Raw genomic sequence first — 25,633 nt, forward strand, 5'->3', positions numbered from 1 at the left:
TCCATCTGTTCCGCCACCGCGACCAGTATTCGTGCTCGGAACACGTGCCACGCTCCCGCTCCGCGCCGCTACTGCTCTTCGTTCTCCTGAAAACGGAATCTCTCCCTCTCCAGCGTGGTGGGCCATCGTCGGTCGTTCGAGCATGCAGCCGACGAAAACACGGAAGCGGCCCAGCTGGGCCGCTTCCGTGCCTCCTCCTCACGCGCGAGGCGCTTCCTTTCCTCCTCCGCTCTGGTGTACGGCAACATCCCCTTCATCGGATTCTTCCCGGAGGGACCTTTCGACACGCTCGCGCAACTGCTCGTACCAACCTGGTTGGGTCACGTCGTACCACTCCACCTGCTTCATCCGCCGCAACCAGGTCAGCTGATGCCGCGCATACCGGTGCGTATCGTACTTGATCCGCTGGATCGCTTCCTCCAAGCTCAGCTGCCCGGTAAGAAACGCGACGATCTGCCGATAACCGAGCGCCGTCATCGCGGGTGCGTCCGGCGGCACTCCCTGCTCCAGCAAGCGCTGCACCTCTTCCACCAGGCCGCGCGCGACCTGCCGATCCACTCGCTCGTCGATCCGGCGGTACAGTTCGTCGCGCGGCATCGTCAGGCCGAGCCACAGCACACGCCAGGGCGGTGCTTCTCGGCCTTCCAGTTCGGTCATCCGTCTCCCGGTCGTCAGGAAGATCTCGAGTGCGCGGATAACTCGACGGACGTTCTCTGGGGGAATGCGGGCTGCCGCGACCGGATCCACTGTCTGGAGCTCCCGATGCAACGCCTCCGGCCCCTCCCGGCGGGCACGCAACTCCAGCTGGGCGCGCAACTCCGGATTGGGTGGAGCAGGTGGAATGCGCCACCCCTCCAGCAGTGCACGCAGATACAGCGGTGTCCCGCCGGCCACGATCGGCAGCCGACCACGCGCATGGATCTCCTCGATCGCCCGCTGGGCATCACGTTGGAACAGAGCCAGCGAGTAGTCGTCGCGCGGATCGAGAATGTCGATGAGATGATGGGGAACCCCCCGGCGTTCCTCCAGCGTCGGCTTGTCCGTACCGATATCCATGCCGCGGTAGAGATACCGTGAATCGGCTGAGACGACTTCCCCCCCGAATGTCAATGCCAACTCGATCGCGGTCGCTGTCTTCCCGACCGAGGTCGGACCCACGAGCGCGACCACCGGTTTGCGCTTGTTCATCTGCCTCGACTCCTGGTAGACTCTCGGCCGGTCGCGCGACCCGTTACGTCCAGCGCTGGCAGGAGGCTCACCCGCGTGCTCCGCGTGATGGTACAAGCCCTGAAGATCACGGTCGTCCTCGTTCTCGCCGCTGTCATCGTCGTATCGGCTCAGCGTGCGCTCGATGCCCAACTCCGCGGAACTGCCGCAGCCGCTGGACAACCGGTCATCTTCGACGTCCGGCCCCAGGAGTCGATCGATTCGATCGCCGAGCGTCTCCACGAGGCCGGTCTGATTCGCTCCCCGACCTACTTCAAGCTTCGTGTCCGCTTGACCAACGCCGATACGCGCATCCGCGCCGGCCGCTTTACGTTATATACCGGAATGTCCGTCAACCAGATCATCCAGACGCTCACCACCGCGCCCGGCGTCCAGGTCGTGCGTGTCCGCTTCTTGGAAGGATGGCGGGCCGAGCAGTATGCCGACGAGCTGGTCCGCGTCGGGATCCTCTCCGACCCGAATCGATTCCTCGACGCTCTCCGCGCTTCTCGCTGGCAGACGCGTTTCCCCTTCCTGGCCGATGTCCCACCCAATGGCACCGTCGAAGGATACTTGTTCCCTGACACCTACGAGTTCCGCATCGACGCCACGCCCGACGAGATCGTGCAGACGCTGCTCGAAAACTTCGATCGTCGTGTTCCAGCAGAGGATCGCGCTCGTGCGCAGGCACTCGGCCGCACCTTCTACCAGGTCCTCATCATCGCCTCCATCGTCGAGCGCGAGGCGCGCATCGCCGAGGAACGCCCGGTCATCGCGTCCGTCTTCTATAACCGTCTGCGCGAGAACATGCCGCTGCAAGCTGATCCGACAGTGCAATATGCCCTCGGCAGCCCGGAAGACTGGTGGCCTTCCCTCGAAAACATCCCCGACCTGGGCGCTGTGAATAGTCCTTACAACACCTATCGCAATGCTGGTTTGCCTCCCAGTCCGATCTGCAATCCGGGACGAGCTGCCATCGAAGCTGCTCTCTCCCCCGCGCAGACCGATTACCTCTACTTCGTCACCCGCGGTGACGGCAGTGGCGCCCACGTCTTCGCTCGAACCTACGAGGAGCATGTCCGGAACATTCGGGAGCAGCACGGCAGATGACCCTCCGTGTCGGCCTGATCGGTTTCCCTGTCGAACATAGCCTCTCGCCGGTCTTCCAGCAGGTCGCCCTCGACGCTCTCGGCATCCCCGCACGCTACGAGCTCTGGCCGACTCCACCAGCCGAACTCCAGCAGCGCATCGCCGGTCTACGCGCACCCGGTACCGTGGGGGCGAACGTCACCGTCCCGCACAAAGAGGCGGTCGCGCAGCTGGTGGACGAACTCGCTCCGCGCGCTCGGCGTGTCGGTGCGGTCAACACAGTCATCGTGCGCGGGCAGAGGCTCCTCGGCGACAATACCGATGTTCCCGGTTTTCTCTTCCCGCTCCGAGAGCGGGGGCTTCCGCTCGCTGATCTCCGCGTGACCCTGCTCGGCGCCGGTGGTGCCGCCCGAGCAGTCATCGTCGCCCTGCTCGATCAGGGTTGCCGCCACCTCACCATCGCCAACCGCACGCCCGAGCGCGCCCGGCAGCTCGTAGCCGAGTTCGGAATCGGTCATGCGCTCACGCTTGGTCCGGAACTCCTCACCGTTCTCGGCGAAACCGATCTCCTGGTCAACGCCACCAGTCTCGGCTGGGACGGCCGCGCGAGTCCCATCCCGCTGGACTGGCTCGGGCAGCTGCCACCCCATGCATTCGTCTACGATCTCACTTACCGTGAGACACCGCTCCTCGCCACGGCACGTCAGTTGGGACGCACCGCACTCGATGGGCTCGAGATGCTCGTCGCGCAGGGAGCCGAGTCGTTCCGCCTCTGGTTCGAGCGTGAACCTCCGTTCGATCTCATGTTGCGCGCTGCCCAGGAGGCGCGTGCCCAGCGGTTCGGGACCATCGGGTGAGCCCCACGAGCGGTTCCTCGTGTTATCGTCCGTCCGGGGCGAGTCGCTTCAGCCTGCCCGCGGGAGTCGTGATGGAAGTCGCCATCGTCTTTCTGCCGATCGCCGCACTCACCGGTTTCGCGCTCGGTGCCCTCGTCGAGCTCACCGCGCTCCGCTTGCCGAGCGGTCAACCGCTGCTCGCCCGGCCAGCATGCCCAGTCTGCCAGGCTCCGCTGCCCCGCTGGAGCTGGCTGATCCCGCGCCGCTGTGCCTTCTGCCGGAACTTCCCGCGCCACCAGCTTCTCTCGCAAACAGCCATCGCGGTCCTACTGGCTGCAGCCTGGTGGCGTTTTCTCGCCGACCCCCTTCAGGCTTTTCGGGTCTCCCTCTCCATCCTCTTCCTGGCCCTCATCGCCCGCATCGACTGGGCACATCACCTGATCTATCTCGTGACGATCATCCCGGCTCTGCTCCTGGGCTTGCTCCTGACTCTGCTCGCCTCTCCCGCCGCCTTTCTCGCCGCGCTTGTCGGTTCGCTGGCCGGCGCACTCCTCTTCGCTCTCTTCTACGGTCTCGGTTGGCTCCTCTATCGCCGCCCTGCCCTCGGCAGTGGCGACGTGTTGCTCGCCGCCTCCATCGGCGCGCTGACTGGTTGGCAGCATCTCCTGCACGCACTCGCCCTCGGCATGACTGCCGCTGCGCTCGCTGCGGTCTGGCTCCTCGCTCGCCGGCGCGCGAGCCGCTACAGCTATCTTCCCTACGGCTCCTACCTCGCCGGCGGCACTATCCTCGCCCTGCTCCTCTGGGGACCTGCCTGAATGACGTTTCCCCACATCCGACGACCGCAGCGGAAGGCGACTCCACCCGCCTCCGGCCGACCAGCAGTCGGCAAGCCCTCGAGCTCTCGCACCCCGCAGACGAGCACACCCCGCGCACCGAACTGCGTCCATCGTCTACCCGAGCCCAGGGCTGGGGAAAACGAGCGCGCTAGTGAGCCGTCGTGTCCCCCTGCTCAGGCCCCCATCGGCAGACTCAGCTGCGCGCCAGCCTGCTCCGGCCGGACCAGGGTCCCTCCTGAGCGGATGGTCCGCGCGGCACCGACCGACTGCAACTCTCGTTATCGTTTGCGGTGACCGTCGCGCGGATGATAGCTGAGGACGAGCAGGTCGTTTCCGTTCTCAGTTCGTGTCTCTAACCAGACGCGGCGTCCCCACAGCCGGTAAACGTGCTCCAGCGTCTTTTCCGCCCATGCCAGATCGAGCTTTCGCCCGTCCCACACGTGCCGCAGGTACAGTTCGCGGTTTCCGTGGTAATCGCCGTCCTCTACCAGGATGACCGGAATCTGGTTCCCACCCAGCTCGCTCGCCAGCCGATCCCGCACCGCCTCCCAGTCCTTGTCGACCACCACGAGCTCCTCACCCCGCCGCTCGTAGAGATACAAGTCCAGCCGTTCGACTAACTCCTCAGTCAAGTAGTTCCGGACCAGTGAGACATCGTTTTCCATTTCCCGAACCATGAAGAGGTACTCGGTTCCGTAGCGTCGTTCGATGTCGCGCAAAATCTCGTACCCCAACGCGTACGGGTTGAGCCGTCTCGCTGTCGGCTGCAAGACGCCAGCATGGAGGCGTGCGAACTCGAGATACTCGTCCGGCGTCAACTCGAGTTCGCGCACGATGCGCGCATGCCAAAAAGTCGCCCACCCCTCGTTCACGACCTTGGTTTGGATCTGGGGCAGAAAATAAAGCATCTCCGCCCGGACGATCGCCACCACGTCCCGTTCCCAGTCCTCCAGGACCGGCGAGTACTCGTGGATGAAGAGCAAGAGATCCCGCACCGGTTCAGCCGGGAGCCGGGTTTCGCGCTGCCGCGTCTCGCGCTCGTCCGCCGCATCGTCGGTCAGCTCACCCAATCGCCAAAGATCCTCGTACGGCGACCTCGATCGCCGTTCCCGCTCCGCCACGCGCCGAACGGGAATCTCCGTCAGACTCGGATCGACGTGCTCCTGGATCGCCAGCACCGCGTCCAGCAACTGTTCGACCGCCTCCTTGCCGTGGGCGAACTCGTACCGCTCGATCCGCTCAGCGTGCACCGTCGCGATCTCGACCATATCCCGTCGTGTTCGAACGAAGTACGCATTGTTGGCGAAGAAGTCGGCATGCGCCATGACATGTGCAGCCACGAGCGTGTTTTGCAGGAGCGTGTTGGTCTCCAAAAGGAAGGCCTGACAGGGGTGGCTATTGATCACCAACTCGTAGATCTTGCTCAAGCCGTAGTCGTACAGCGTCTTTTGGACTTGATACGCCTTCCCATGTGTCCAATGCGAGAAGCGTCCTGGCAGCCCGTATGCTCCGATCTCGTACATCACGGTTGCCGGCACGACCTCGAAGTGCACCGGCAGCGGGCGTAACCCCATGCGCTCCCCGATTTCCCAGATCGCTCCGATCCGGCGCTCCAGTTCGCGAAGTTCGCTCGGTGCCAACTCACGCACGCGCCACCTCCTGCCCCACCTCGGGACCGAAAAAGCGCCGCAGCGCCTGGTACACGTCCGCCTTCTCGGTGATCGTGACCGTCACCAGTTTGGGACTACCGATCCGCTGCAACGTATGCATCAGCGTGCTCTGGTAGGTGTATCGCCCCTGTCGGATCTCGCCGTATCCGAAGAGGTTCGCGCAGCGCAGGAGCTCCTCAGCCAGTTCGCGGCAACGCTCGTTGTCGGACGGCCAGTTGTCTCCATCCGAGAAATGGAACGGATAAATGTTCCAACTGTCCGGCGGGTACGACTCGCGGATGAGCTGCAAGGCGAGCTCGTACGCGGTGCTCGCCCGCGTCCCACCACTCTCGCCCCGCGAGAAGAACTCCTCCTCGCTGACCTCCCGAGCCTCCGCATGATGGGCGATGAACCGGATCTCGACTCGGTCGTACTTCGTTCGCAAGAAACGCACCATCCAGTAGTAGAACGCGCGCGAGACATACTTCTCGAACGTTCCCATCGAGCCGGAGACATCCATCATGGCGATAACGACCGCGTTCGACTCTCGCTTGACGTCCCGCTCCCACGTCTTGAACCGTAGGTCCTCGTTCGCGAAGTCTCCGATGCGCGCACGGCCACGCCATGCATTCCGCCGCAAGTTCTCCCGCAGCGTCCGCCGCTTGTCCAGGTTGGCGAACGGACCATGCCGGCGGATCTCGGTGAAGCGAACCGCCTCCGACTCGAGTTCCCGCAGCCGTTTTTCCTCCAGGTTGGGCAATTCGAGATCTTCGAAGATGAGTTCGCTCAGCTCCTCGATCGTCAGTTCCGCTTCGTAGTAGTCGATTCCCGGCTGGTCACCCGCTTGCGGACCGTCTCCCGACCGCTGGCCACCCCCTACCCGGCCCACCACGTCCCCGACGTGCGTCCCACCGCTGCCCTGCCCGACTTGCCGGCCGCTGTCCGGGTCGAAGCGGAACCGGTACTCCTCGAGCACCCGGATCGGTACCCGGACCACCCGCTTGCCGTCCGAGGTGATGAGCGACTGCTCGCTGACGATGTCCGCGAGATTCCGCTTGATCGCTTCCTTCACCTTTTCCATGTGTCGCGCTTGGTCGATCGCACCCTTGCGGTGCAACGACCAATCATCGCGCCGGATCGCCAGCGTGAACATGATCGCCACCTCCAGATGCTCGCCTCAGCGGCTCAAGAGTGCACCGACGTACTTCAAGAGCTCGTTCGCGCAGACCGGACAGTAGCCGTGATGCTGAACCAGCCGATCGACCACCTCGTTCATCCGTCGCAACTGATCCGGGTCCGGTGTCTTGGTCGAGGTGGTGATCTTGACGACGTCGCGCAAGTCCGCGAACAGCTTGCGCTCGATCGCTTCCCGCAAACGGTCGTGCGACGTGTAATCGAACGGTTGACCACGCCGCGCCATCGCCGACATCTTGATGAGCAGTTCCTCCCGGAACTGCCGCTTCTGGCTCTCCGGGATCCCGATCTGCTCCTCGATCGAGCGCATCAGCCGTTCGTCTGGCTCGAGTTCCTCCTCGGTGATCGGGTCGATCACCTTCGTCCGGTTGACGTAGGCTTCCACGTTGTCGAGATAGTTGTTGAAGAGCGTCCGCGCTTGCTCCTCGAACGAATAGACGAAGGCCCGCTGCACCTCGCGCTTGGCCCACTCGTCGTACTCCTTGCGCGCCTCCGCGATCAGATTCAGGAGACGCTCGCGCTCCTTCGGAGTGATGCTGGTATGTTGCTCGAGACCGTCACGGAGGCTCCGCAAGACATCGATCGCGTTGATGCAGCGGGTCCCCTCCCGCACGATCGCCGCCGAGATCCGGTTGATCACATAGCGCGGCGAAACCCCGTCCATCCCCTCGCGCGTTGCTTCCTCTTGCAACTCTTTCACGTCTTGAGGCGTGTATCCCTCGACCACTTGCCCGTCGTAGAGCTTGAGCTTCTTCATCAGCGTCATGCCCGCCTTCCGGCTCTCCTCCAGGCGCGAGAGCACGGCGAACGTCGCGGCCGCTTCCAGGGTTCCCGGTGCGATGTGCACGTCGCGGATTCCGCTCTGCTTCAAAAGTTTCTGGTAGATCTTCACCTCGTCGGACACACGCAAGTTGTACGGTACTTTGACGAGGATGATCCGGTCTTGCAGTGCTTCGCTCCGCTTGTTCCCCACGAATGCGTTGTATTCGTGCTCATTGGTGTGGCTGATCACCACCTCGTCGGCATAGATCATCGGGAATCGACCGGTCTTGATGCTCTGCTCCTGCGTCAACGTCAGCAGCACGTAGAGAAAACGCTCGTCGACCTTGAGCATCTCGATGAATTCCACCAGCCCCCGATTCGCGATGTTGAGTTCCCCATCGAACCGGTAGGCTCGGGGATCCGACTCCGCCCCCACCTCACCGATCGTCGAGAGGTCGATGCTTCCCACCAACTCCGCGATGTCCTGGCTCTTCGGATCCGACGGCGTAAACGTCCCGATCCCGACGCGATGCTTCTCGGAAAACACGATGCGCACCACCGGAACGTCCTCATGACGCCCGCTGAACAGCTGCCCCGGTCGACTCCAGGGATGCTGCTCATCACGCGGCGCCTCCTCCAGGTAATACCGGCACCACGGGCACAGTTCCCCCTCGATGTAGATCCCGTGCTCGCGGAAAAGTTCGTCGCGCAGTGGCTCCGGTATCAGGTGCAGCGGCTCCTCGTGCATCGGGCAGCCCTTGATCGCGTAGACCGCTCCCCGATCCGTCCGGGTGTACTGCTCCAAGCCCCGCTTGAGCTTGGCCACGATCGTCGATTTCCCCCCACCCACCGGTCCCATGAGCAGGAGAATCCGCTTGCGAACCTCCAGCCGCTGCGCCGCTGACCGAAAGTACTCGACGATCTGCTCCAACGGTTTTTCCAGCCCGAAGATCTCGTCCGCAAAGAACCGGTAGCGGACGCGTCCGTCCGGCAGTTGCTCCACCCCCGCATCCATGATCATGTTGTAGATCCGGGCATGCGCCAGCTGGGCGATCTGTGGATTCGCCAGCACGAGCTCGAAGTAGTCAGCGAACGTACCTTCCCAATGGAGTCGGGCTTCCTCTGCCCGGAAGGCTTCCAAGCGCTCCAAGAGATCCATGATCGCTCTCCGCTCCTTTCCCGCGTCGATCGCTGGTCCCGTCAGGTTCTGCATCGTCTGCGCAACACCCCCTTCCGACCGACAGGTCTGGCCCAGGTTCACGCCTGCTGGCACTGCCGCACTTCGCCTCTGCCTTGGGAAAGGTGAACAGGCATTGCCCGCAGGAGGAAACCGGGCAATGGTCGAGCGATCATCGCTCGACAAAAACGTTCGACAGCCGACCCCCACGGCCCATGGCCGTCGTAGAAGGACTCGGGATCGGCTGTCGAACGTGCGAGACCTCTGCACTATTGTAAACGTCCGGCGACCCTCCGTGGTTTCGTCGACTCTCGTCACCTCGCGCTCAGTGCATTTCGGCCCCCACTCCCCCGTACGTGAGTACCAGCGATGGTCGAGCCACCGCCCCGAGGAGCGCAGCGAGTCCACCGGAACCAGTCCAACCGGTGACTGGACTCCTTTTGAGCAGCGCGCATTCGGGCAAGCCTTTCCCCGGCACGAGGTCGGTCGCGGTCGCGCCTCTCAGTTCTTCCCCCTGCATCGAACACAGCGGCGATCAGCTGGACGACCACCACGCCCGAGCGTCCGCAGCGAGCAGCGATGGGCAGCCTCACCAGCATCTCGGCGCTGGTGCTTTGCCAGTCTTTTCTCCCCGAGCACGGTCGCCGTACGCCTGCCCCGATCACTCCGGCGAACAGCCAGGGCGCAGCCACGATCTGCTCAGGGCATGCCGCGTGCAGACCCGCACGACGCGAGCGACCCGGCAGCCACCCTGCAACCAGCCGGCCAGCTTTCGGCGACGACCGGTGCTTGGGAACGTGTCGCTGGAGTGCTACGATCTCAACGTCGTCGCTCGTCGCGATCGCTCGGAAGGATGGCACCAAAATGGATCTCGACTGGGAACTCCTGCGGAGGCTCTGCGAGGCACCTGGTATCCCCGGACACGAGGAGCGGATCGCGGGGGTCGTGCGGGCTGCTCTCCAGCCGCTCGTCGATGAGTTCCACGTCGATGCCATGGGCAATCTCATCGGCAGGCGCCGCGGCCGCAGCGATCGCCGCGTCATGCTCGCTGCCCACATGGACGAAATCGGCTTCCTCGTTCGTCACATCGACGAGCAAGGCTTTCTTCGTCTCCAATCGGTTGGCGGCTTCGATGCCCGCGTCCTGGTCGCCCAGCGCGTCCACGTGTGGCCCCGCACCGGTGATCCGCTCCTCGGCGCGCTCCAGCTCGCGACGAAGCCGATCCATCTGCTCGCTCAGGAAGAGCGCAAAGCGCCGACGATGGAGGACCTGTACGTCGATCTCGGATTACCCGCTGACGAGGTACGCGCTCGCGTCGAGATCGGCGACATGGTCACCCTGGGCCGCGACTTCGCTCGCCTCGGACCGACGGTGCTCAGCAAGGCCCTCGACGATCGTGTCGGGCTGTTCGTGATGCTGGAATCTCTCCGTCATCTCGAACACCACGAGGCGGATATCGTCGCGGTCGCCACTGTCCAGGAGGAAGTTGGCCTACGCGGCGCTCAGACCGCAGCGTTCGGGCTCGAACCCCACGTCGGGATCGCGCTGGATGTCACCATCGCCGGTGACGTTCCGGGCATCGACCCCAAGGATCGTGTCACCTCTCTCGGAGCAGGTGTCGCTCTCAAGGTTTTCGATACGTCCCATCTCCCCAGCCGGCCGCTTCTCCAGCACCTGCGCGAGATCGCCGAGCGGGAGGGTATCCGCTACCAGCTCGAAGTCCTCCCGCGTGGGGGTACCGATGCTGGCGCTCTCCAGCGCGCCCGAGCCGGTATTCCGGTCGTCACGCTTTCCATTCCCACCCGTCACGTGCACACGGTCAACGAAATGGCGCACATCGAGGACATCGCTGCAGCCGTTCAGCTGCTCACGCGCTACCTCGCCGAAGCGCACGAGCGTTCCTATCACCCCTACGCATGGTGAGACCGCACCGCATCGCTCGGGATGGGTCGATGCAGCGACTACTGGTCTTCGTGTTCGTCTTTAGTCTTCTACAAAGCAGCGGGCTCGCGACGCTCGCCAGCGCAGGCGAGCCCGCGTTCCATATCGCATCGTTCGTCATCGAGCCGACTGCTCCGCGCGCTGGCGATACCGTCACCGTGCACCTCACCGTCGTCGATCCTCGAGATCAACCGGTGACCGGCCTCACAGGGCATACTCAGGTCCGACCGGTGATGAACACGGTCGACGAGGACACCGTCGCCGAAGTGGCTGGCCTTGCGGAAACTGGGCCCGGCGAATACGTCGTGACTGTCCCGCTCAACACCCCCGGTGAATGGCGGATCGTGGTCACTCTGACCGACGCGGTGCGGACACTCGAGCAGGCGACCACGATCGTGGTCGCACCGCGACTCGATCCCCCACCCCCCAGTCAGGCCCCCCTGGTGTTCCGCGGCAGTTCCTGGGTCACCGCACTGCGCGTCGATCCTGCCACCGGAAGTATCGTGCGTCTCCTCGGCGATTCTGCAGTGACCACCGCCGAGACCACCCTGCTGATCCGACGGGCCACGTCACCCCTCGGTCCGATCAGTCGTCTGTTCGGCGGCCAATGGCAACTGGAACTCACCTTCACCGATGCCCGAACCGGGCACGATCTGCGTGTCCCGCTCGGACCGATCCGCGCTTCTCTGCAACCCGGATCGTCCTCCACTCCAGCGATCGTCGTCGCCACCGCTGGACTCCCCACGCAGCCAGTCGTGATCGTGTACCGTGCCTGGCGTCTCGGTGAGGGTTGGCAGTCGGAACTCGTGCTCGTCGACACCCGCTCTGGCGATCTCGTCGCCACGACGATCCTGCCGGGAGCACTGCGCGGGACACAGCTCCTCCCGCGCGTGGCAGCCACACCAGAGGGAACGATCGTCGTGCTCGAGCGTGCTCTCTCCCTCCAGGCGACCGGCGAGGCCCGTGTCACCACCCTGGCGACCACCGCTCTGGCCATCCAGGCCACCCGGCGCTGGTCATTCTCGACGACCGGCTCGCCCGACGCTGATTGCTTGGCCAACCCCGCACTCGATGGCGGAGTGCTTGGCCGGGTCAGCCCGCGCTGGTTCGCCTGGTGCCGAGATCTCTCCGGAACCTGGCTGGGACTCTGGGACCTTCCTTCAGGAATGCTGCTGGCGCGCCTTCCACTCGATCCGACTGCGACCGTGCTGCTTCCCTCTCCCGACGGGAGCGAACTCTTCCTCGTCGAGACCAGACAGCGACGCCTCCTGGCTCTCGACGCGGAGGTCGGTCGCGTTCGGGAGTCCACACGCTCCCCGCGCGACACGTCCACGCGCTCTCTGCGGGACGAGTTCGCCCGATTTCTGGCACCGTCCGCTCGTGCTGCCTCCTCCTCCGAGCTGCGCGCCGCGCTCTCACCGGACGGCCGCCTGCTCTACGCAGTGTTCCCAACGATCACCGACGCTGGGGACGGTCTCTGGGTCTTCGCAACCGCGACGCTCCAGCCGGTCGATCGGCTGCTGCTCGGCTGGCTGGTCCATGGGGTGGTCGTCGCACCGGACGGTACGCTCGTCGCTGTGACCGATGGTCCCACCGGCGACCGCCTCGTCGTTCTCGACAACGACCAGCCACGGCTCATCGTGACCGTACCCGAGCGCATTACGGAACAGTTGAAGTGAAGCGAGAGGAGCATACGATGGCGAACCTGAGCAAGCGTGAACGTGTCGAAGCTGCCCTACAGGGCGAACTCGTCGATCGCCCACCAGTTTGTTTCTGGCACCACTTCCGTCCCGAGGGTTCGGGATATCGTCTTGCCGAGCTCACCTATGACTTTTTCATCCGCCGCTTCGATCTCGACATCGCAAAACTGATGCCGGATCTGCGCTATCCGTTCCCGCGCCGGACGATTACCACGCCGGACGATTGGTACCTCGTCGACGCGATCGACTTCCGCACGAGTCGCTACGCCCGCGAATGGGTTCGGGCCGTTCGTCGCCTCCGCGAACTGGCTGGCCCCGAGGTTCCCATCGTCGTTACGGTTTTCAGCCCGCTGACTCAAGTCCTCTACTTTGTGGCCGACCATCAGCTGTTTTTGCAGCACGCTGTCGAGCGACCAGCCCTCTTGCACCAGGTTCTGGCCATCATCGCCGAGAACGTGCGGCAGCAGATCGAGCTCGTCCTGGCAGCCGGAGCTGATGGCATTTTCTTCGCGCTGCAAGGCTGCTCAGCGACCGTCATGCCGGTCGAGCGCTATCGCGAGTTCGGTCGACCCTATGATCTCCTCGCTCTGAGCGGTGCCGCGGACGCCTGGCTGAATATCCTTCACGTGCATGGCGAACGCGATCTCTACTTCGACGAGGTCCTCGACTATCCGGTTCGAGTCCTCAGCTGGAGCGACCGCCGTGCTGGACCATCGCTCGCCCAGGCGAGCCAGCGCACCACCAGGTGCCTCATGGGCGGCTGGGACGAGTTCGGGCCACTCGCTCGCGGCCCTGAGGAAGGCATCCGCGACGAAGCACTCGATGCACTCCGACAGACCAACGGTCGGCGGCTCATCCTCGCCAATGGCTGCTCGGTTCCCGACGATACCGACGAGCGCTGGCTCGCCGCTGCCCGTCGCATCGTCGACGAGCTCGCTTCCTGATCCCGGTTCATCTCGCCCACCAGCGGAGCGAGAGCCCAGCCACGCCCACGCTCGGCACAGGAGGTATCCGCGCACCGGACTGCGCCGACATCGTCCGGATCGGTGCTGGGATCGGGTCAACCGCACCGCTGAGCGTGGGCTCGCGGTGCGCCGCTGGTCTTCATGCGGCACGTCCTCCGGCTGCCTCGCGAACGCCTCGCGGACAGGAGAAGGGAACCAAGCGTCCTAGGCTCCCGGCAGGACCGTGAGCGGCACGCGCTGAGCCAGCGTCCCGTTCAAGAGAACACTCACCGAGTACTCGACCGGCTCGCCGCCGCTTTCGGCCGGGAGATCGAACGGGAGCGAGACCCAGTTCGCCGGCAAGGTCAGGCCGCTCACCGTTTGCCGGTTCCATTCCTGACCCGCCCGTTCCCACACGACCTCGAGGACGTCGCTCGGTTGCAGGTCACGCACCAGGACCGCGACGTAGAGCCGAGCCGGACCGCGCACCTGCGTGACGCGCGCTCCCACCGGCACACCGGTACCCGGCTCCACAGCCCGAACGATCCGCAGGTCCTCCACCACCGCGTTGCCCACCACGGGAGCCTCCGGTGTCGGCGTCACTCCAGCGATCAGGAAGCTCCCCTCGGCGATCGGTTGCTGACCGGCGAACACCTGAACGCTGTACAGTCCGGGCGGCAATGGTTCCGCTCGTTGCAGCGTGAAGCTCCGCACGAAGGCCGTGCGCAACTCGTCGGGTCCCAGTTCGGTCAGGACGCTGCCGTTGACTGACCACCGGCTCCAAAGCTCTTCTTGAAGATCCGGCGGCACATCGGTCAGGATCGCCACGACTCGTGTCGTCCCGAGCGGAAATTCGCTCATTGCCTGGATCGTACCGCTACCCGAGAAATCGGTCGCGAAAACGAGGCCCGTCTGATCGCTCGCTGACCCACGCCCGCTCCCCACGGTGAAGACGACCGAATCGACGAAGCGGTCGTCCAAGAACAAGCGAACGCTGTACTCGCCGCTCGGCAGTGGTGTCGCCGACTGGAACCCGAGCGCGATCCAGCGAGCGCCCCCGATCGATTCGCGAATCTCGCGCTCCGAACGCCCGATCTCGGTTGCGCCGCGGAGCCATACCGCGGTCAGGCGTGCTCCAGCCGGCATGTCGCTGGCCCGCACGACTAGATAGAGCTGTTTCGCGTTCACCGGGAATGCGCTGCGCTGGTCCTTCGGCGCCTCGTCGTTCCCGACTTCCATGGCCAGCACCAGCTGCCCGATGATCGGATCGAGGGGTCGAGCCTCGGTATTGGTATCCGGCGTCAGGACGCTCGCCGCAGCCGGTGTCGGTGTCGGCAATGGCCGCTGGCTCTGCACCACCGGAGCAGTGCATGCGCCCAGGAGGACCATCGCCAAGAGCAGTACCGGAAGTGCTTTGTCCATCAGCGACCCGCTCCCCTACCGCCCGGTCGCCGGTAGCGACCGAACGCCGCCTGATATTCCTCCGCTGCTTCCTGCGCCGTCAGGTGCACGTAGATCCGCGTCGTCACCGGAGAAGCATGGCCGAGAATCGTCTGGACGGTCGATTCTCTCACCCGTCTCCGTACGAGCTCGGTCGCCAGTCCGTGTCGGAAGGAATGAGGAGTCACTGCGAACTCCACGCCGGCCTCCTCGCTGAGCCGACTCACCAGCGCCTGCACCGTCCGCGGGGCGATCGCCTTCCCCGGTTGACCCGGGCGATCTCGCCCACTGAACGCCGGAAACGCATTCACCCCCCGTCCGCTGTCACCGCGCGCCCGCCAGTACGCTGCCAGCGCCTCGGCGGTCTCGCTGTCGAAGTGTACGGTACGGCTCTTGCCACCCTTGGCCCGGTAGATCCGCGCTGTGCCGGTTTCCAGGTCGATGTCTTGACGGCGCAACGCACAAAGTTCCGAGACCCGTACCCCCGTGCGGAAAAGGAACAAGATCAATGCCCTCACCTTGAGTCGGCGGAGCTCCTTGATCGGATCGCTCTCCGGAGCCAGCCGGCGGACATGGTCGACGATCCGTTCCAGATCGCTCGTGCGGACATCGGGCGGTGGGGGAGTGAACCGCGGAAGGACGGTTGCGGCCCGCACGCGCAGTTTCTCCGTCGAAAGTCCGGTGTGGAGATCGAACGAAATCAGGTAACCGTAGAACTTGCGCACCGCTGCGAACGTCGTCTGGGCCGTCCGCATCCGCGAGACTTGCTCGGGCGTTTTGATGTCGTCGGGTACGAGATCGCGCAAGAACGCGATCGCATGCTCCTCGCGGAGCTCGCTCACCGCTGCCTCGGGCGAAAGCCCTTGCACCTCCTCCAGGTGACGGAGAAACTTCCGCAACGCCAACGCGTAGGTCGTACGGCTGCGCGGCGAAAGCCGCAGATCATCGAGAAAGCGAGCGACCGCCTCTTCGATCGTGATGCCCATGGGCTCGCGCCTCCCCATCGCGTCGAGATTATAGCGTACGGACGCGATATCACCATCGGTCTCACGGCGATGCCCTCTAGACACGTCGATCGACTCGGTGGTAAGACTAGCCACGAGCCAGCAGGCCACTGCGCCTGTGGGGGTGTTGGCTCAGTACCCGGGGAGTAGTTCGATGCGAATCGTTCGGCTCCTGCCCGCATGGGATGAGACCCAGCCACGTGTTCGCGCGGCAATGTTCGAACTTGGCCTCATGGTGAGCCTCTTTTCGCTGTACTTCGTCACGCGGGGAATCGCCGCTGGACGCGCGTACGATGCGTTCCAAAACGCCTTTTTGGTGATGCGCCTCGAAAGCGCACTCGGTCTCGCGATCGAGCAGCAGCTTCAGCGAATTGTGCTCGCCACTCCCGTGCTCGTCACCCTCCTCAACGGGATCTACGCTTTTACGCACCTGTGGACAGTGCTCCTGTTCGGCACGTGGGCATTCTTCCGTGTCCCCGACCGCTACCGTGAAGTGCGCGCGACCTTCCTCGCCATCCTCGGCGCTGGTCTCTTGTCGTACACTCTGTTCCCGCTCGCTCCGCCCCGCTTTTTTCCCTGGCGTGGCTTCGTCGACACCCTCGCCCTGATGCGCGGCGTCAACTACGATCACCCGGGAATCGCAACGCTCTACAATCCCTTCGCCGCCATGCCGAGTCTCCACGTCGCCTTCGCTGTTTTCGTCTGCCTGGGGCTCTTCCGGTTATCCGGCAATCGCCTGCTGCACGGCGTCGGCATGCTCTATGCCGCTTTGATGACGCTCGCTGTCATCGGCACCGGAAATCACTACGTCCTCGATTGCCTGGCAGGAACCGCCCTCGCCGCCGCAGCGTGGGCCATCGTCCCGCGGCTCCTCGGCCGCTCCGCCCGCGAAGCGATCCCCCTCCCTGCGGTCGCTGTCGCTCGCTCCCGATTCGGCCAAGACCGATCGTGAGCATCGTTCTGCTCCCACAGCTCGCGCCAGCGACTCCGAGCAACCGATACCCTATTGCACCGCTTCCTCGGCATAGTTCACGACGGCCCTCGACACCGGCGTCGGCCACTCCCGCTTTTGACTCGACCAGTCCTGGTCGCGCGGAAAGTCGTCGCCCGAGCACGCACCCCGCTCGTCCATCTGCACCAGCTGCTTTTTCTCGAGTAGAACGCGAACCGATCGCTCGATGATGCTGCTCAGGGTTCGCCAGGACCACTCGCGTGGCAAGAAACGGACTCGTCCATCTCGGAACGCGAACGGATAGCCCCGCCGGGCGACGCAACAAAAGACGACCACGTTCTCCGTCCGAGCAACCCGGCTCAGAAAAGCGATCGCATCCCCGCTCCGAAGAACAGGATCCACGATGATCGCATGCGGGCGCCACGAAGACAGCAAACACTGAGCCTCACCGAGATCGTCTACTCCTCGCACCTGTGCCCATGACTCCAGGGCACGAGCCATCCCCTCCCGAAACGACCTTTCGTCGTCGACCACCAAGATGCGCCAGCCTGCCTCCACCGATCGCCCCCGGTCGACTTCCCAACGTCACTATGGTGACCGTTCGGCACGGCTGGCACCCCCACACAGGCCCGATCGTCCCGGTTTGGCCCCTCCCTCTCGGCCAGGCCGGAAAGCACGCGCGAACCGGGCCCAGTCCTAGGCAGGGAGTCCTCACCCCGGCACTGACGAGTTGGCGGTCCCCGACCCCTCACCTGGGGTCGCCGACCTTCGCTGCCCCCGACCAGTGAACTCGTGATGGGACCTCGCCAGATCATCCAGTGACGAGTGCCCTCGCGGATGCATCGGACCTCCAGACGGCAGGCAAGACAAGATCACGGCTGCAGAAACGTTCCTCGCGGACACGATGAGCAAACGCAGCAGACTGGATACCCTGCCTCGCACCACCCGACCCACCGTACCCGATTCTGGCTCGGCAGCAGAAGCGACTGCCAGCGGCCGTGGCAGGTGCGATGCTCGGCAGATCGCGACCTCCCAGGATCTCCACCCGGTCACCCGCTCTCTCGCTCCCGGAGACTCGAGCGCAAGGGCTTCTGAGCAGGGCAGGAGAACGACCCAACGCTGCTCCACGTGCGGGTCCATCAGCGATCGGCTGGTCCACGCAGCGTATCGTCTCGTCTCCTGCGATGTGCCCAGCTCGCGCTCCGACCATCGCCACGAATCGCCCACTGCTGCCGAGCGAGCCGATACCAGCAAGCGCTCGCGCAGTCCCGCACCGTCACGTCTCTCGGCCGTGGCCAGTCGCGAGCGAGCTTCCGCACGAGGTTGGCCAGCTTCTGGCGGAGCTCGGCTTCTCTGGCAGCGTAGACGCTGAACCAGCCACCCTCAGGGCGGACCCGGGACTCGCGATGACTGTCCGCCCGTCGTCGTACCGACACCGTAGCGTTGTACCCCCTTTCCCAGCTCAGTCGGGTATCCGGATCTGGTGGGGGTAGACCGGGGTCGAACGCACGCTCGGGGCAGGCAGATGCGGTTTTTGTGGCTCAGCCGGCCATCCCGACTGATCGCCGACTCTCTGAGCGGCACAAAGCCGATGACGCCCCCAACCGTCCGATCCGTCTCGCTCGAGCACACACCGGACGGGGATCGTGCGGTGCTGGTGCGCGGGTCAGACGCTGTCGATCGATGAAGGCCAGCAAAATCTGGCGAGGCAGCCCGGCCAGTGCCGAGAAGCCAGGGCACTCGGATCAGCCCGCCGAAGCAGCGATCGTGTAGCCGGCTGCCTCGATCCCGTTCCGGATCGCTTCCTCGGGCACCTGCTCCTCGCTCACGACGCGCACGATTTTTTGCGCGAGGTCCACCTCGATCTCCTGGATTCCCGCGATCTTCCGAAGTTCTTCGGTGATCGCCCGCACGCAGTGCTGGCAACTCACGTCCGGAACCCGATACGTCCGCGTCACCATTGCATGCCTCCCACCATCATGATCCTCAGCAATGCCGCTGAATACCCCACAGGGGTATCGCATATCACTATACCGCGTGGGTCTGACTCGACCAAGTCCGCTGCGGGTTTCGCACGCCGAACCTCGTGCTCACTTTTGAAGCTCCCGACGGATCGCCCCCCGCAGCGAGCCACGTCAGGCTCGCCAGGTACTCTTCTCCTACCGCTGCTCCCCTTTTGAGCCCGGCTGGAGTCCACCCGGGCACCCCAGACGTCCGGTCGTCGGAGCAGAAGCCGTTGCAACACCACACGCCCGGCCGTGTCGGAATTCGGGGCAGGAGAAACTGCGCGCGGCTCGCACCCGCATCTGGATGGTGGTTTCCTCCGCTCCGGCACATCGTGCGAGAACCTCACCCATCGATCGAGATCTAGGAAAGCGCGCACGTCTCCATCGAGATCGAGACCGAGGTGAACTCATCATCGCCGAGCGCGCAGCGTAGAGCGCGGTTTCGTCTCTCCTGAGCAAGGTCAGTCTTCATGCCGCAACGCCCAATCGCCGCCCGGCAGATGCAGTTCCGTCCCAGCCGAGCGAGCCCGGTTCCCTTTCCCCTCAGCAACGCCGAGCGGCTCGGGCACGCGGAGCGCAGTCGCGGACTCCAGGCACCGCTGCGATCACCAGCGAACCGCCGGATCGATCGCACCGTACACGACCGGCCGTTCCAGCGGTGTCTCGCGGATATGCCAGTACAGGTTGGGAAGCCCCTGTCGGAGCGCTCTTTCCACACGCCGGATCTCGACGCGCCTGACCGACGTGACTGTCTCGCTGCATCGCCCCACCCGCTGAAACATGCCGGGAAGCGTCCCCGAACCCCTCATGCGAGGGTGTCTTGGCGTATCCTTGTCCGGGAGGGAAGCGTGTTCAGGCTGGCGCGTACGGTCGGAATCAAGTTCCTCGTCGCCAATCGAGTCCCGCTCGCCGTACTGGATCTCGTGCTGCGCCTGGCCAGCGCTGCTGCCCTTTCTCCAGCTGGCCGTTACCGCTTTCTCCTGGCCGGAATCCATCCCCGCTCGCTCACTACGACCTTGCGTCGCGTTCGTCGGCTGCACGACTGGCCTCGCGCTTGGGTGCGTGCCGCTCACGACTATCTGCTTGCCGCGCACGAACGTGCTGTCGCCGGCGAGGTGCGACTCGCCGCCGAGTACCAGCGTGTCGCCGCACTCTGCTACCACTTCGCGCATGTCCTGGCGCTCGGTGATCATCGGTACCGGCAACAGCTCTATACCAGCGCGGTACGCTTGTTCCGCGCCGCAGCGCCACATCTCGAGCGTCCCATCCTCCCGATCGAAATTCCTTGGCACGGTATCGCGCTTCCTGGCTATCTCTGCCTACCCAGCGATCGCCCCGCGCCAGTCGTCGTCTTTCTCAATGGGGCGAGCACTGTCAAAGAGGAGATGATCGGGTGGGCTCAACCTTTTCTCGAGCGCGGGCTCGCCGTCCTCGCGCTCGATACGCCAGGAAGTGGGGAGATCGCCGACAGCGTGCCTGCTGCGCCTGGACAGGAAGATGTCGGCTGGGCTATCGTCGAGGCGGCCCGCACCTTACCGGGTGTCGATCCGCGCCGCATTGCGCTCCTCGGTGTCAGCCTGCGCGGTGCCTACGCCGTGCAGCTCGCCCACGCTGTCCCCGAGTTCGCAGCAGCGGTCGCGGTCACTGCTCCCTTCGATCCTCAGCCGTACGTGGGCGCGCTCGGCGAACTTGTCCGTCACGACGTGGCCTTGGCCGCTGGAGTAACGCCTGAGGATCTTCCCCGTCTCGCACCGACGCTCTCCTTGGAGCCGATCGCACCCTCCCTGCGCACCCCTCTTCTGGTGGTGGGTGCTGGCAACGATCTCGTCGTGCCCCCCTCGGAGTCACTGCGCCTCTATCGGGCCGCTGGTAGCATCAAGCACCTGCTCTTTTTCGAGCGGGCGAATCACGTCGCCTTCACTCACCTGGAGCAATGGACAGCGCTCGCCGCAGCCTGGCTCGCCGTCATGCTTGGGGTCTGAGCTCAGGTCGCTGTTCCCCACTGTCCGGGGTTTCCCCCTCACCGATCAGCGCTGGCTCCTTCGGTACCGCTCCATCCTCGCTCTCCACCACCGCCAGCACGGCCCTTTCCTCGGCTTGCCGCGCCTCCAGTGGCTCCTCGGGATCGGGAAGCGGCGGGGGAACCACCAACTGGTACTGGCTCAGGATCGATCGCAACTGCTGCTCGTTCAACTCGTCCCGCTGCAGGAGCTCTTCGGCGATCGCGGTGACCGCTGCGCGGTTAGCCTCCAGCAACCGCTTGACGTTCTGGAACTGCCGCTGCAACAAGCGCTCGATCCGCTGCTTGCGGTAGAGATCCGGAACTAGTTGGTTGTAGGTCAGCCCGCTGTAGAGCGATCCGTCCATCCCCCAGGCCGAGACCATGAGGTTAGCCAGATGAGTCGCCTGCGCCAGGTCACTCGTCGCCCCGGTCATCTGTGTCCCGAGGAAAAGCTCCTCCGCTGCCCGAGCGGCCAGCGCCACCTGGATATCGGCCAACAGCTCTTCTCGGGTCTTGGTGAAGCGCTCCTCCGTGGGCTTCGTCGCCGAGAAACCCAGAGCCTCGCCGCGCCGGATGATCGAGACCTTGACCACCCGTTCCTTCGGCTGCAGCAGGAATTGCGCCAGCGCATGTCCCGCCTCGTGATAGGCAATGCGACGCCGCTCCTCGAAGGACATCGTCCGAATCGGCTGCCGCAGCCCCAGCTCGTGCGTTTCCCGCGCTGCCGTGAAGTCCTCGTACGTGATGTAATTGCGCCCCTCGAAGTGAGCGTGGATCACTGCCTCGTTAATGACGTAGCGGATCGCGGCCGGTGTATAGCCGATCGTATCGTGCACCATGAAGTCGATCGGGATATTTGGATCGTGCTTGACCTTGCTCAGGTAATACTCGATGATCTCGCGCCGGCCTTCGGCACTGGGCAGATCGACGACGATCTTTCGATCGAAGCGCCCCGGGCGCAGCAGTGCTGGGTCGAGCGTATCAGGCAAGTTGGTCGCCGCGATCGTCAGCACGGGCGGAAGTTCGGCCCTCCCTCGTCGCAGTCCCAGTAAGCGGAGGAGGCGCCCGATCAGCGTGACCTCCTGTGGCGGTGGGTCGAGTTGCAAGAGCAGCTCGTTCAGCATCGCGCTGCCCCCCCACCCGAAGAGCGGCCCCATAAACCCTTGTCCAGCATAGCGCCCGCCGCGCGCTTGGCCGATAGCGTCGATTTCGTCGATGAAGAGAATGCACGCGCCATACTTCCTGGCCAGCTTGCGCGCCTTGCGATAGAGCATCATGATCCGCAAATTGCTCACGCCGAAGAACATGTTCTGAAATGAGGGAGCACTCGCGTAGCCGAACGGTACGTTCGCTTCCGTCGAAATGCACTGAGCGAGATACGACTTTCCCGTACCGGGAGGCCCAACGAGCAAGAGCCCCCGGATCGCCTCGCCCCCCATCTCTTTGAACTCTTTGATCCCTTTGAGCAAGGTCACGATCCGGCGCGCACTCTCCAGCACCTCGGGATTTCCCTTGTAGTCGGCAAAGCTCACGCCGGTCTCGCCCGGCTTGATCCAGTAGGTCCGGCCTCGTCCGAGGAACCAGAAGATCGCGGCGAACTGAACGATCACGAAGACGATGGCGAAGGCGATCTGCAACAGCGCAAAGAGAACCGTGAGGACGATCGGTCCCCAGGTTGCCCGCGCTGGCCAAGCCCAGGTGTAGAAGGCATAGCCGAGAGCAGCCAGCGTCAGCAGGCCGCGAAAGTGGGAGCGAACGAGATCGGCGATCCCGACGATCACGTCGTCGATCTGCTGTTCGAGCTCGTCCCGGTACCGACGTCGCTCGCGCGGCTTGGGAATGGTCTGTGTTTGTCCTGTCATGGGCTACCACCCTCACTGGAGTTGCGGCGTGTCGACAGTGAAGATGAGGCCATCGGCGCTGACCCAGAAGATCTGATAGACCATACCGCGCTGATCGTTGGCGTTCCGCACTTCGGTCACGTAAAAATAGTAGGCCTGCCCATCGGGCAACTTGTAGCCTCCCACGTAGGTGCTCTCTCCGAAGCGGAATCCCTGCTGTTGCAGGAGTTGCACTGATTGCCGAAACGTTGCCAGGCTCTCGCCACTGGCCAAGCGGCGTGCTTTCGATTCCGGACTCAAGGTCTGCCACATCCGCTCGGCGTCGAAGTTGCGTTGTGCCTCGAGATAGGCTCGCACACTGGCGGGTGGCGCGATGAGCGGCGCCGCCTGCACTGGCGATTCTCGCGGCTGACTCACCGGCTGAGGTACCAACGCGCGATAGGCATAGTACCCACCTAACGCGATGAGCAGGGTAACCAGAAGATGGCGCCAGGCGAGTCGGATCACCCGGATCGTCACCCAAAGCGTCTTACGGAGGACAACCCGTACCACCTGCGCCAGCGCGATCAGTGGCCAAAAGAGGACACGCGAGCGGCGTCGACGCGTGGGGCCAGGAAGCTGTGGAACGGTCGAGACCGGAGCCGTCACTGCCATCGCGGAAATCGTTTCCTCGTCACTCGAGCAGAACAGCGCCTGTCGAGAGTGTAGCATCAATGGCAGAGCACGGACAGCACGAGCGGAGAGTCACACGCGGCAACCCGACTCAGCAGAAGCGAGCCGGCTGCGGGCAGCGAACTTCTACCACTCACTGAGAGGCGGGCCGGGGTTACCTCTCGTCAGCGATCACCGAGCGAGGTGCGATCGAGTTTTTTCACCAGCACAACGAGACGAGCGACGCGACGATCGGACCTCCGCACTCCACCGGCCGGTCGCACCATGCACCACTCGCGCGTTAGGCTCCCATCCCTCCGGTGAGCGAGGATTTCACTCGTGTCATCCACCTCAGTGTGCTGCCAGTCGCTCGACCAAGCTGCGCCCGGTCGGTGCCTTGCCGGTCGCCTCCGCGATCCGATCCAGTCGCTCATAGCCGAGCTGAACGAAGCGCACACCGAGCCAGCGCAACGGTTCCGGTTCCCAATCCTTCAGGCGATGACTGGTCATCGGTAATCGCGTCAGCTCGCTCTCCTGCCCGGTGATCAGGTCGGCCAGGATGCGTCCGGCCAAGTTCGCTGTCGCCACCCCCTGTCCGGTATAGCCGCAAGCGAGCGCGATACCGCTGCGCGGATCGTAGCGCATGGTCGGCATCCAGTCGCGAGGCACCCCGAGCGGTCCACCCCAAGCATGCGTGAAGCGCACACCATGGAGGCGGAGCGCAGGGAACCACTCGTAGCACATCTGCCGCAACCCCTCGTGGGTCGGACCATGCCGATCGTAGGCATCGGCGATGCGCGAGCCGAAGCGATAGGGCGCGCCGCGCCCACCGAACATGATGCGACCGTCCGCGGTCCGCTGCAGGTAATCAACGGTGAGCCGCTGCGATGAGAGCAGTTCGCGGTTCTCCCAGCCGATCTCCTGCCACACCTCGTCCGGAACAGGCTCGGTGAGCACGATCAGCGAGTAGATCGGAATCAGTGTCCGCCGCAAGGGAGCTAGCTGCGAGAGATACGCCTCGCCAGCCAGGACGAGCACGCGTGCCCGGACTTCCCCTCGCGGTGTACGGAAGAAGGGAGAACTGCCTCCTCGGAAGCCGACGACCGGCGTCTCCTCGAAGATCACGGCACCGCGCCGCTCCAGCGCGCGGGCCAGGCCACGCACCAGTCGACCCGGGTGGATGACCGCTCCATGCGCCGAGTACAACCCAGCCACCACCTTGGTCACCCGGACGCGCTGACGAACCGCCTCGACTGACAGCCATTCGGCATAGTCGGTGATGCCGAGACGCTCGAGCGTGCGTGCCGTTTCCTCCAGAGCAGGCACTTGATGCGCCCCGCGAGCGAGCCGGAGGACACCGCCCCGGTGAAAATGCGCGTCGATCCCCTCGACCTGGAGCACACGCTCGACTTCGTCGACTGTCGCACGCATGGCGTAGTGGATCGCACGCGCCGTCTCCTCACCGTAGCGTTCAGCCAACTCCCCGAGCGAAACAGGAAACCCCGGATAGAGCCATCCCCCGTTGCGTCCGGAGGCGCCGAAGCCAGCGATCCGCTGTTCCAGGATAACGACCTTCAAGCCCGGCTCACGCTCGAGCAGGTAATAGGCCGTCCACAAGCCCGTAAAGCCAGCGCCGAGAATGGCGACATCGGCCTCGTAGGTCCCCTCGAGGGCGGGGCGCGGAGACAAGTCGTCACCGCACGTTTCCAGCCAGAAGCTGTACTGACCATACACGCGTCGCGGGTCGAGTGTCCCGGCCATGGCTCGTCCTCCCCTACCGCTCGCAGTATGACCCAGCGCCAAGCGCGGAACAAGCGCGACGCAGGTATCGGGTGCACCAGCAGCCCGTGAGGCACGGCCCCCGAGACGCGCCTCAGCCTGCCCGGTGATTCATGGTCTGCCCGGTCACCAGCAGCACCCTCACCGCATTCAGCTCGTGCCCCCGACGCGACCCCTCTCCTCTCCCTCATCCCTACACACCGGACGCCACACCGCTCCTCGGGCGAGATCGACTACCCGGAGGCCCTGGCGCGCCCCCTCGCCCGCCGACTGAACCGCTTTCCCGTTTTCCCCTGCCGCGGGCACCGACGTCTCGCGCTGTTGTTCAGCCGCGCCAGCTCGTCTCCCCACCGCTCCGACGGAGTCGCCCGGGACCTGCTGCCGTTGTTCCCTGTACCGCTCGCGTACGTACCGGGCAGCCTTGTCGCATGCGACCTCCCAGCAGTTCAGCCACAGGGTCCGACCTCGCGCCACACCGCCCAGACCCCAAATTACTCGCTGCGCTGATGCGACAGCACAGGCGCCGCTTTGCGCCAGGTCACGGCATCACCGCCCTACTTCCCAGCTGCGGAAAAGCCCGCCGCACCAGAACCGGCTCGCGTCCTCGGCTCGGGCACAGAC

Annotated in this window: 20 protein-coding genes; 8 read left to right on the top strand and 12 right to left on the bottom strand. The window is 64.5% G+C overall.

What is annotated here, in order from left to right; translation table 11 throughout:
* Nucleotides 1-198 precede the first annotated feature (198 nt).
* Nucleotides 199-1,188 carry a tRNA (adenosine(37)-N6)-dimethylallyltransferase MiaA gene (miaA, locus tag TRD_RS13080; protein ID WP_012642601.1) on the bottom strand — a complete coding sequence of 330 codons (990 nt, stop codon included), beginning with the start codon at nucleotides 1,186-1,188 and terminating at the stop codon, nucleotides 199-201.
* A gap of 75 nt (nucleotides 1,189-1,263) precedes the next feature.
* Between miaA and mltG the strand changes: the two genes are divergently transcribed.
* The 3 genes from mltG (at nucleotide 1,264) to TRD_RS13095 (ending at nucleotide 3,949) form a co-directional block, all read left to right on the top strand.
* Complete coding sequence (gene mltG / locus TRD_RS13085) at nucleotides 1,264-2,316, top strand: endolytic transglycosylase MltG (RefSeq protein ID WP_012642986.1); 1,053 nt, start codon at nucleotides 1,264-1,266, stop codon at nucleotides 2,314-2,316.
* The gene (aroE, locus tag TRD_RS13090; RefSeq protein WP_012643290.1) at nucleotides 2,313-3,152 is read left to right on the top strand and encodes a shikimate dehydrogenase; all 840 of its coding nucleotides are present in this window, start codon (nucleotides 2,313-2,315) and stop codon (nucleotides 3,150-3,152) included. The genes mltG and aroE overlap by 4 nt, the downstream gene beginning before the upstream one ends.
* 71 nt (nucleotides 3,153-3,223) lie before the next feature.
* Nucleotides 3,224-3,949, top strand: coding sequence for a prepilin peptidase (locus TRD_RS13095; protein ID WP_012642961.1), 726 nt, complete (start codon nucleotides 3,224-3,226; stop codon nucleotides 3,947-3,949).
* A 299-nt stretch (nucleotides 3,950-4,248) separates the two neighbouring features.
* Here the strand turns inward: TRD_RS13095 and TRD_RS13100 are convergent, their stop codons facing one another.
* The 3 genes from TRD_RS13100 to TRD_RS13110 are packed head-to-tail and all read right to left on the bottom strand — an operon-like array spanning nucleotide 4,249 to nucleotide 8,734.
* Entirely contained in the window at nucleotides 4,249-5,619 is a 1,371-nt protein-coding gene (locus TRD_RS13100; protein WP_012642997.1) for a SpoVR family protein, read from the bottom strand.
* On the bottom strand, nucleotides 5,612-6,772 hold the full coding sequence (gene yhbH, locus TRD_RS13105; protein WP_041437835.1) for a sporulation protein YhbH: 1,161 nt from the start codon (nucleotides 6,770-6,772) through the stop codon (nucleotides 5,612-5,614). The genes TRD_RS13100 and yhbH overlap by 8 nt, the downstream gene beginning before the upstream one ends.
* A 24-nt stretch (nucleotides 6,773-6,796) precedes the next feature.
* The gene (locus TRD_RS13110) at nucleotides 6,797-8,734 is read right to left on the bottom strand and encodes a PrkA family serine protein kinase (RefSeq protein ID WP_041437395.1); all 1,938 of its coding nucleotides are present in this window, start codon (nucleotides 8,732-8,734) and stop codon (nucleotides 6,797-6,799) included.
* An 882-nt stretch (nucleotides 8,735-9,616) separates the two neighbouring features.
* On the opposite strand from TRD_RS13110, the gene TRD_RS13115 reads away from it, so the two are divergent.
* From TRD_RS13115 to TRD_RS13125, 3 genes are read left to right on the top strand one after another with little or no spacing between them, the layout of a single operon-like run.
* Nucleotides 9,617-10,675, top strand: a complete 1,059-nt coding sequence (locus tag TRD_RS13115) for a M42 family metallopeptidase (protein ID WP_012642889.1) — start codon at nucleotides 9,617-9,619, stop codon at nucleotides 10,673-10,675.
* Nucleotides 10,676-10,704: 29 nt separating this feature from the next.
* Complete coding sequence (locus tag TRD_RS13120) at nucleotides 10,705-12,372, top strand: DUF4249 domain-containing protein (protein ID WP_012642794.1); 1,668 nt, start codon at nucleotides 10,705-10,707, stop codon at nucleotides 12,370-12,372.
* Between the two features lie 17 nt (nucleotides 12,373-12,389).
* Complete coding sequence (locus TRD_RS13125) at nucleotides 12,390-13,337, top strand: uroporphyrinogen decarboxylase family protein (RefSeq protein ID WP_012642897.1); 948 nt, start codon at nucleotides 12,390-12,392, stop codon at nucleotides 13,335-13,337.
* 225 nt (nucleotides 13,338-13,562) lie between these two features.
* Here the strand turns inward: TRD_RS13125 and TRD_RS13130 are convergent, their stop codons facing one another.
* Nucleotides 13,563-14,759 (bottom strand): hypothetical protein, encoded by a 1,197-nt coding sequence (locus TRD_RS13130; RefSeq protein WP_012642469.1) that lies wholly within the window; start codon nucleotides 14,757-14,759, stop codon nucleotides 13,563-13,565.
* Complete coding sequence (locus TRD_RS13135; protein WP_012642585.1) at nucleotides 14,759-15,763, bottom strand: tyrosine-type recombinase/integrase; 1,005 nt, start codon at nucleotides 15,761-15,763, stop codon at nucleotides 14,759-14,761. Before TRD_RS13135 ends, TRD_RS13130 begins: the two co-directional genes overlap by 1 nt.
* Nucleotides 15,764-15,935: 172 nt before the next feature.
* Here TRD_RS13135 and TRD_RS13140 point away from each other — a divergent pair, with 172 nt between their 5' ends.
* Complete coding sequence (locus tag TRD_RS13140) at nucleotides 15,936-16,733, top strand: phosphatase PAP2 family protein (RefSeq protein WP_143714835.1); 798 nt, start codon at nucleotides 15,936-15,938, stop codon at nucleotides 16,731-16,733.
* Nucleotides 16,734-16,784: 51 nt separating this feature from the next.
* Here TRD_RS13140 and TRD_RS13145 read toward each other — a convergent pair whose 3' ends face one another.
* The 3 genes from TRD_RS13145 to TRD_RS14970 form a co-directional block, all read right to left on the bottom strand.
* A complete protein-coding gene (locus TRD_RS13145) occupies nucleotides 16,785-17,291 on the bottom strand; it encodes a DNA-binding transcriptional response regulator (RefSeq protein WP_012643229.1) in 507 nt (168 codons plus the stop codon).
* Between the two features lie 1,187 nt (nucleotides 17,292-18,478).
* Nucleotides 18,479-18,694, bottom strand: a complete 216-nt coding sequence (locus TRD_RS13150; protein WP_012642913.1) for a heavy-metal-associated domain-containing protein — start codon at nucleotides 18,692-18,694, stop codon at nucleotides 18,479-18,481.
* Nucleotides 18,695-19,344: 650 nt separating this feature from the next.
* A complete protein-coding gene (locus tag TRD_RS14970) occupies nucleotides 19,345-19,521 on the bottom strand; it encodes a hypothetical protein (protein ID WP_169302319.1) in 177 nt (58 codons plus the stop codon).
* Between the two features lie 66 nt (nucleotides 19,522-19,587).
* Between TRD_RS14970 and TRD_RS13155 the strand changes: the two genes are divergently transcribed.
* Nucleotides 19,588-20,721 (top strand): alpha/beta hydrolase, encoded by a 1,134-nt coding sequence (locus tag TRD_RS13155; RefSeq protein ID WP_041437401.1) that lies wholly within the window; start codon nucleotides 19,588-19,590, stop codon nucleotides 20,719-20,721.
* Here the strand turns inward: TRD_RS13155 and TRD_RS13160 are convergent.
* The 3 genes from TRD_RS13160 to TRD_RS13170 form a co-directional block, all read right to left on the bottom strand.
* Entirely contained in the window at nucleotides 20,705-22,603 is a 1,899-nt protein-coding gene (locus TRD_RS13160) for an AAA family ATPase (RefSeq protein ID WP_012643090.1), read from the bottom strand. The two genes, TRD_RS13155 and TRD_RS13160, sit on opposite strands and share 17 nt — an antisense overlap.
* A 12-nt stretch (nucleotides 22,604-22,615) precedes the next feature.
* Complete coding sequence (locus TRD_RS13165) at nucleotides 22,616-23,236, bottom strand: hypothetical protein (protein ID WP_012642861.1); 621 nt, start codon at nucleotides 23,234-23,236, stop codon at nucleotides 22,616-22,618.
* Nucleotides 23,237-23,584: 348 nt separating this feature from the next.
* Nucleotides 23,585-24,994 (bottom strand): NAD(P)/FAD-dependent oxidoreductase, encoded by a 1,410-nt coding sequence (locus TRD_RS13170; RefSeq protein WP_012642723.1) that lies wholly within the window; start codon nucleotides 24,992-24,994, stop codon nucleotides 23,585-23,587.
* Between the last annotated feature and the right edge of the window lie 639 nt (nucleotides 24,995-25,633).

The organism is Thermomicrobium roseum DSM 5159 (genome assembly GCF_000021685.1).
GTDB lineage: Bacteria > Chloroflexota > Chloroflexia > Thermomicrobiales > Thermomicrobiaceae > Thermomicrobium > Thermomicrobium roseum.

Excerpts from the sequence above, each read along its gene's own strand:
- miaA (WP_012642601.1), bottom strand. The coding sequence starts at position 1,188 with ATGAACAAGCGCAAACCGGTGGTCGCGCTCGTGGGTCCGACCTCGGTC.
- aroE (WP_012643290.1), top strand. The coding sequence starts at position 2,313 with ATGACCCTCCGTGTCGGCCTGATCGGTTTCCCTGTCGAACATAGCCTC.
- TRD_RS13095 (WP_012642961.1), top strand. The coding sequence starts at position 3,224 with ATGGAAGTCGCCATCGTCTTTCTGCCGATCGCCGCACTCACCGGTTTC.
- yhbH (WP_041437835.1), bottom strand. The coding sequence starts at position 6,772 with ATGTTCACGCTGGCGATCCGGCGCGATGATTGGTCGTTGCACCGCAAG.
- TRD_RS13110 (WP_041437395.1), bottom strand. The coding sequence starts at position 8,734 with ATGGATCTCTTGGAGCGCTTGGAAGCCTTCCGGGCAGAGGAAGCCCGA.
- TRD_RS13115 (WP_012642889.1), top strand. The coding sequence starts at position 9,617 with ATGGATCTCGACTGGGAACTCCTGCGGAGGCTCTGCGAGGCACCTGGT.
- TRD_RS13120 (WP_012642794.1), top strand. The coding sequence starts at position 10,705 with ATGCAGCGACTACTGGTCTTCGTGTTCGTCTTTAGTCTTCTACAAAGC.
- TRD_RS13125 (WP_012642897.1), top strand. The coding sequence starts at position 12,390 with ATGGCGAACCTGAGCAAGCGTGAACGTGTCGAAGCTGCCCTACAGGGC.
- TRD_RS13130 (WP_012642469.1), bottom strand. The coding sequence starts at position 14,759 with ATGGACAAAGCACTTCCGGTACTGCTCTTGGCGATGGTCCTCCTGGGC.
- TRD_RS13135 (WP_012642585.1), bottom strand. The coding sequence starts at position 15,763 with ATGGGCATCACGATCGAAGAGGCGGTCGCTCGCTTTCTCGATGATCTG.
- TRD_RS13140 (WP_143714835.1), top strand. The coding sequence starts at position 15,936 with ATGCGAATCGTTCGGCTCCTGCCCGCATGGGATGAGACCCAGCCACGT.
- TRD_RS13150 (WP_012642913.1), bottom strand. The coding sequence starts at position 18,694 with ATGGTGACGCGGACGTATCGGGTTCCGGACGTGAGTTGCCAGCACTGC.
- TRD_RS14970 (WP_169302319.1), bottom strand. The coding sequence starts at position 19,521 with ATGTTTCAGCGGGTGGGGCGATGCAGCGAGACAGTCACGTCGGTCAGG.
- TRD_RS13160 (WP_012643090.1), bottom strand. The coding sequence starts at position 22,603 with ATGACAGGACAAACACAGACCATTCCCAAGCCGCGCGAGCGACGTCGG.
- TRD_RS13165 (WP_012642861.1), bottom strand. The coding sequence starts at position 23,236 with ATGGCAGTGACGGCTCCGGTCTCGACCGTTCCACAGCTTCCTGGCCCC.
- TRD_RS13170 (WP_012642723.1), bottom strand. The coding sequence starts at position 24,994 with ATGGCCGGGACACTCGACCCGCGACGCGTGTATGGTCAGTACAGCTTC.